Source organism: Nocardioides sp., assembly GCF_035697785.1.
In the GTDB taxonomy this organism is placed as follows: domain Bacteria; phylum Actinomycetota; class Actinomycetes; order Propionibacteriales; family Nocardioidaceae; genus Nocardioides_B.
This window is the reverse complement of record NZ_DASSCL010000054.1, coordinates 1-6627: the sequence shown is the minus strand read 5'-3', so window position 1 is coordinate 6627 and position 6627 is coordinate 1. Positions and strand designations below refer to the sequence as shown.

Sequence of the window (6627 nt, the reverse complement as noted above, 5' to 3'; positions counted from 1 at the left end):
CCCGACCGGACGGCCACCTCGACGATCGCGTCCGGGTCGAGGTAGGCGCGCACCGGGTGGCCGCGCTCACCGATCTCGTAGGACTCGTCGGCCTTCATCCGGTGCTCGGACCAGCGGTCCTCGTGCGGGAAGACTGCGACGGTCCTGGCGCCGAGCTCGGTCGCGGCGCGACAGGCCCGGATGGCGATCTCACCGCGGTTGGCGACCAGGATCTTGGAGAACATGCGTCGAGGCTAGTGCGGGGACCGGGTGGGCGGACCGTGGCGCACGAGGCGTGGATGGGGGCGGTTCGGGTCTACCCTCAAGTAACGTGTAGGTGTGACCACGCAGACGCACGACCCCGCGGACTTCCTGCCGCGGCGGCGGCCGTCGCAGGAGCGCAGCCGGCGTCGCTTCGACGACATCCTGCGCGCGGCCCGTGCGCTCCTGGTCGAGGTGGGCTTCGAGGCGTTCACCTCCGAGCAGGTCGCGCTCCGCGCTGGCGTGCCGATCGGCTCGCTCTACCAGTTCTTCGGCAACAAGTACGCCATCATCTGCGAGCTCGACCGGCTCGACACCGTCAACGTGCAGGACGAGCTGGCCAAGTTCGCCGCCGAGATCCCCTCGCTCGACTGGGCGCAGCTGCTCGAGAAGCTGCTCGACCACCTGGCCGCGCTGTGGCGCACCGACCCGTCACGCCGTGCCGTGTGGCTGGCCATGCAGGCCACGCCGCCGACGCGGGCGATCGCCGCCGAGCACGAGCGGGCGCTCGCGGCGGACGTGACCCGACTGCTGGCGCCGCTGACTCCCGGCTCGAACATCGAGCACCGGCACACCATCGCCGAGGTGCTCATCCACGTGACCTACTCGATGCTCAACTTCTCGATCCGCGACGGCCAGTCCCACCCCGACGCCGTCGTACAGCTCAAGACGCTGGTGACCGGCTACCTGATGGCCGCCGAGGCCGAGGCGGCGAAGAAGCGCACGCCCTCCTGAGGGTGGCGGGCTGACGTCCGTGCGTCCTCGGCGACGACCCACCGCCGGGTCACCGGCCGCAGAAGCGGCGGACAACGGCCCTCGATCGGCCGCACCTCACACCGCCTGAGCTCTGCACGAACTCGCGAGTAACCCACGATCCGTGACACTGTAGGCAGTAACGCGAGATCAGCCTCGCGTTTGCAGCGTCAAACTTGAAGGGTTCCTCGTGTCATTTCGTCGTCTAGCGATCGTCAACCGTGGTGAGTCGGCCATGCGGCTGCTCCACGCCGTTCGCGAGCTCAATGCGGCCGCGGATGATGCCGGTATCCAGACCGTGGCGCTGCACACCACGGGCGAGTCCAACGCGATGTTCGTGCGCGAGGCCGACCTCGCCTACGACCTCGGACCCGCGGCCAACCGGCCGTACGTCGACCTGGCCGTCCTCGAGCAGGCGCTGCTCGACACCGGTGCGGACGCCGTCTGGCCCGGTTGGGGCTTCGTCGCCGAGGACCCGAACTTCGTCGACCTGTGCGACAAGCACGGCATCACCTTCGTCGGGCCGAGCGCGGAGGCGATGCGGCAGCTCGGCGACAAGATCGGCTCGAAGCTGCTGGCCGAGCAGGTCGGCGTACCCGTCGCGCCCTGGAGCCGGGGCGCCGTCGACACGCTCGACGACGCACTGACCGCGGCCGAGCAGATCGGCTATCCGCTGATGCTCAAGGCGAGCGCTGGTGGCGGCGGTCGCGGGATCCGGATGGTCGCGTCCGCCCAGGATCTCGAGGACGCCTTCCAGCGCACCAGCGACGAGGCGCTGAGGTCCTTCGGTGACGGCACGGTCTTCCTGGAGCGCCTGGTCACCGGCGCCCGCCACGTCGAGGTGCAGCTGATCGCCGACAGCCACGGCACCGCCTGGGCACTCGGCGTCCGCGACTGCTCGATCCAGCGGCGCAACCAGAAGGTCATCGAGGAGTCGTCCTCGCCGCTGCTCAGCGAGGAGCAGGTCGAGGAGCTCAAGACCTCGGCCGAGCGGCTCGCCTTGGCGGTGGGATATGTCGGAGCCGGCACGGTCGAGTTCCTCTACCACCCCGGCGAGCGGACCTTCGCCTTCCTCGAGGTCAACACCCGGCTGCAGGTCGAGCACTCGATCACCGAGGCCACCACCGGCTTCGACCTCGTCAAGGCCCAGCTCCACGTCGCACAGGGCGCACGCCTCGAAGGGGACCGGCCGACCGAGACCGGCCATGCGATCGAGGCGCGCCTCAACGCCGAGGACCCCGACCGAGACTTCGCCCCCTCTCCCGGCCGCATCGAGCACCTCGACCTGCCGGCCGGCGCAGGCGTCCGCGTCGACACAGGTGTCGCCGAGGGCGACACGATCCCGCCCGACTTCGACTCCATGATCGCCAAGATCATCGCCCACGGACGCACCCGCGAGGAGGCGCTCGCGCGGCTGCGCCGTGCGATGAGCTCGACCACCGTGGTGATCGAGGGCGGCGCCTGCAACAAGAGCTTCGTGCTCGACCTGCTGGGCCAGCCCGAGGTCGTGAGCGGTGCCGGCGGATGGGCCGACACCGGCTGGATCGACCGGGTGCGGGCCGAGGGCCGGCTGGTCTCCCACGAGCATGCCGGGATCGCGCTGGTGGCGGCCGCCATCGAGGCCTACCTCGACCGGGTCGGCACCGAGACCGCGCGGCTCCTCGAGACCGCGCGCGGGGGCCGCCCCTCTGCCTCGCACGAGGCGGGTCAGCCGATCGAGCTCAGGCTGCGCGGAGTGTCCTACCAGCTGTCGACGGTCAACACCGGCCCTGACCACTTCCGGGTCAGCGTCTCGTCGGGCTCCGAGACCCGGACGGTCGAGGTGCATCGGGAGCACGTCGACGACGTACGCCGGCGCCTGGTCGTCGGTGGCCGGCGGCACGCCGTCGTCACCGCCACGCACGGACCCACGACGTTCGTCGAGGTCGACGGCGTCGCCCACCGGGTGAGCCGCGACGAGGGCGGCGTGGTCCGCTCGGTCGCGCCGGCGCTGGTCGTGGCCACCCCCGTCGCCGTGGGCGACGAGGTCGAGGCCGGCTCGGGAGTCGTCGTGCTCGAGTCGATGAAGATGGAGACGGTGCTGCGCGCACCGTACCCCGCCCGCGTCAAGGAGCTGCTCGTCAGCACCGGCAGCCAGGTCGACACCGGCACCGCACTGGTCAGGCTCGAGCGCCTCGGAGGCGCGGTCGAGGAGGAGGTCGCCCCGGAGCAGGGGGTGGACCTGCCCATCGGCGATGCCCTCGAACCGTCGGCGCGACGGGCCCGAGCGCTGTCCGCACTGAGCGCCGTGGTGCTCGGCTACGACGTACCGCCCGAGGACCAGGACGCCGCACTCTCGGAGTACCTCGCCGTACGCGACGCCGCCGACCCCGAGACGGTGATCGCCGACGAGGTGTCGCTGCTGGAGACCTTCGCCGACCTCGCCGAGCTGAGCCGCAACCGTCCTGTGGACGAGGACCGGGAGACCGCGCTGCGGGTGCACAGCTCGCGCGAGCACTTCCACACCTTCCTGCAGACTCTCGACGCGGACCGCGGCGGGCTGCCGGAGCAGTTCCGGGAGCGGCTGACCCGGGTGCTGCGGCACTACGGGGTCGACACGCTGGACCGCACGCCCGAGCTGGAGGCCGCGGTCTTCCGGATCTTCCTGGCGCAGCAGCGGACCACTCCCGAGGTCGCGCTCGTGTCCGCCCTGCTCGGCTCCTGGAGCAGGGGGGCGCCGCCGGTCGGGCCGCTCGCAGCGCACGCCCGTGCGGTACTGGAGCGGCTGGGGCGGGTGCCGCAGAAGCGCTACCCGGCGGTCGGCGACCTCGCCCGCAGCGTCCGCTTCCGATGGTTCGACCAGCCGGCGGTGGACGCGGAGCGCAAGGACGTCCTGCTCGGCGTGCGTGACGAGCTCACCGCGCTCGCAGATCTCCCGACCGGTGGCGATCGGACCGAACGCATCGAGGCCCTCGCAGCCATCCCCGAGCAGATCGTCGGCTTCCTGGCCGAGCGGCTGGAGCGGGGCATCCCTGCGCGGGAGCCGATGCTGGAGATCCTCGCGCGGCGCCACTACCGCGAGCATGACCTGCACGACCTGCACACCTTCGACACCGACGCTCGGCCCGCCGTGGTCGCGAGCTACACCCTCGACGAGCGGCCGACCCGCCTGGTCTCGTCGATCGGCACGGTGGCGGAGCTGGTCGACGGTTCCGACCTCGTCACCTCGGTGAGGTCGCACGTCGAGGCACGCGACGCCCGTGAGGAGGCCGTCCTCGACCTCTACCTGCACTGGTCCGACGCGCCCTTCTCCTCGGACGAGGCGAGCGAGACCCTGCGCTCGCTGTTGTCCGAGCTGCCGCTGGCACGCGATGTACGGCGGATCTGTGTCGCCGTCTGCTCCGACACCGACCGGCCGGTCGGCTACTTCGTCTTCCGGCCCGGGCCGGACGGGTCCCTCGTCGAGGACGACCTCATCCGCGGGGTGCACCCGATGGTCGGACGTCGCCTCGACCTGTGGCGGCTGCGCAACTTCCACGTGACCCGCGTGGAGGCACCCGAGGACGTGCTCCTCTACGAGTGCGTCGCCCCCGAGAACCCGTCCGACCGACGTCTGGTCGCCCTGGCGCAGGTGCGGCAGATGTCCGTCGTACGTGACGAGGACGGGACGATCAGCGCGTTGCCGCACGCCGAGCGCGCGGTGGAGAAGTGCCTCGAGGCGATTCGGCGCGAGCGCGTGGCTCGTGGGTCGGACGGCGCGAAGCTCGACCTGAACCACGTCTGGGTCACCGTCTGGCCGGTGGTCGACCTCGACCTCGACGCCCTGGGCACGCTGGGCACGAAGATCAGCCCGCTGACCGACGGCGCCGGTGTCGAGGAGGTCGTCGCGCAGGGCCGCGTGGCCAACCCCGGCGGGGAGCCGCTCCCGATGGCGGTGCGCTTCTGTGCCCAACCCGGCTCCGGCGTCACGCACACCGTCGAGGAGCCGCCGACCGAGCTGCTCAAGCCGCTCGACGACTACGCCTCCAAGGTGGTGCGGTCGCGCCGGCGGGGGCTGGTCTACCCCTACGAGCTCAGTGGCGTCCTTGCGGGTCGCGGTGGCACGGTCGTGGAGCACGACCTCGATCCCTCCGGTGTGCTCGTCCCGGTCGACCGGCCGTTCGGGCTCAACAAGGCCGGCATCATCACCGCGGTGGTGACCACGCCGACACCGCTGCATCCCGAGGGCGTGACGCGCGTCGTGCTCTGCGGCGACCCGACGAAGTCGTTGGGCTCCGTCGCCGAGCAGGAGTGTCTGCGCGTCATCGCCGCGCTCGACCTGGCCGAGCGGATGCAGGTGCCCGTCGAGTGGTTCGCCGTCTCCGCGGGCGCGAGGATCTCGATGGACTCCGGCACCGAGAACATGGACTGGGTGGCCAGGGCGCTGCGCCGGATCGTCGAGTTCACCCAGGCCGGCGGCGAGATCAACGTCGTGGTCGCGGGGATCAACGTAGGTGCGCAGCCGTACTGGAACGCCGAGGCGACGATGCTGATGCACACCAAGGGCATCCTGGTGATGACCCCGGAGAGCGCGATGGTACTCACCGGCAAGCAGTCGCTCGACTTCTCCGGAGGCGTCTCGGCCGAGGACAACTACGGCATCGGCGGCTACGACCGGGTGATGGGCCCCAACGGGCAGGCGCAGTACTGGGCGCCCGACCTGGCCGGAGCCATCGGCGTGCTGATGGCGCACTACGAGCACACCTACGTCGTGCCGGGGGAGGTGGGTCCGCGCAAGGTGGCGTCCGCCGACCCCGCCGACCGGGACATCTCCTCCTTCCCGCACTCCGTCGAGGGCAGCGACTTCACGACCGTGGGGGAGATCTTCTCCGCGGAGTCCAACCCGGACCGCAAGAAGGCGTTCGACATCCGCACGGTGATGCGTGCCGTCGCCGACCAGGATCACGCGGTGCTCGAGCGCTGGGCCGGGATGGCCGAGGCCGACACGGCGGTCGTCCAGGACGCCCACGTCGGCGGTCACCCGGTGTGCCTGCTGGGCATCGAGTCGAGGTCGGTACGCCGGAGCGGCTTCCCGCCCACCGACGGCCCGGAGTCCTACACCGCCGGCACGCTGTTCCCGAAGTCGTCGAAGAAGGCGGCGCGGGCGATCAACGCGGCCAGCGGCAACCGGCCCCTCGTCGTACTGGCCAACCTGTCGGGATTCGACGGCTCGCCGGAGTCGATGCGCAACCTGCAGCTGGAGTACGGCGCCGAGATCGGCCGCGCCATCGTCAACTTCCGCGGCTCGATCGTCTTCTGCGTCATCTCCCGCTACCACGGCGGGGCGTTCGTGGTCTTCTCCAAGGCGTTGAACCCGAACATGACGGTGCTCGCGGTCGAGGGCTCCTACGCCTCGGTCATCGGTGGCGCCCCGGCAGCCGCGGTGGTGTTCACCGGCGAGGTCGACAAGCGCACGGCTGCGTCGCCGGCGATGAAGGCTCTGGACGAACAGATCGCGTCGTCCAGCAACGGCGAGCGGATCCGCCTCCGCGCCGAGCAGGCCGCCCTGCGTACCTCGATCCGCGCCGAGAAGATCAGCGAGGTCGCGGCAGAGTTCGACGGCATCCACGACATCCACCGGGCGGTGGAGGTCGGCTCGGTCGACGCGGTGATCCC

3 protein-coding genes are annotated in these 6627 nt (G+C 71.0%); 2 read left to right on the top strand and 1 reads right to left on the bottom strand.

Annotated features, from left to right (window positions below; all coding sequences use genetic code 11):
• The coding region (locus tag VFH10_RS05765; RefSeq protein WP_325126853.1) for a biotin carboxylase N-terminal domain-containing protein at positions 1-224 on the bottom strand (224 nt) is incomplete at its 3' end.
• Between the two features lie 94 nt (positions 225-318).
• Here VFH10_RS05765 and VFH10_RS05760 point away from each other — a divergent pair.
• Positions 319-975: a TetR/AcrR family transcriptional regulator gene (locus VFH10_RS05760; RefSeq protein WP_325126851.1), complete on the top strand. Its 657-nt coding sequence runs from the start codon at positions 319-321 to the stop codon at positions 973-975.
• A gap of 253 nt (positions 976-1228) precedes the next feature.
• Positions 1229-6627, top strand: a 5399-nt coding sequence (locus VFH10_RS05755; protein WP_325126849.1) for a carboxyl transferase domain-containing protein, incomplete at its 3' end; no start/stop codon positions are given.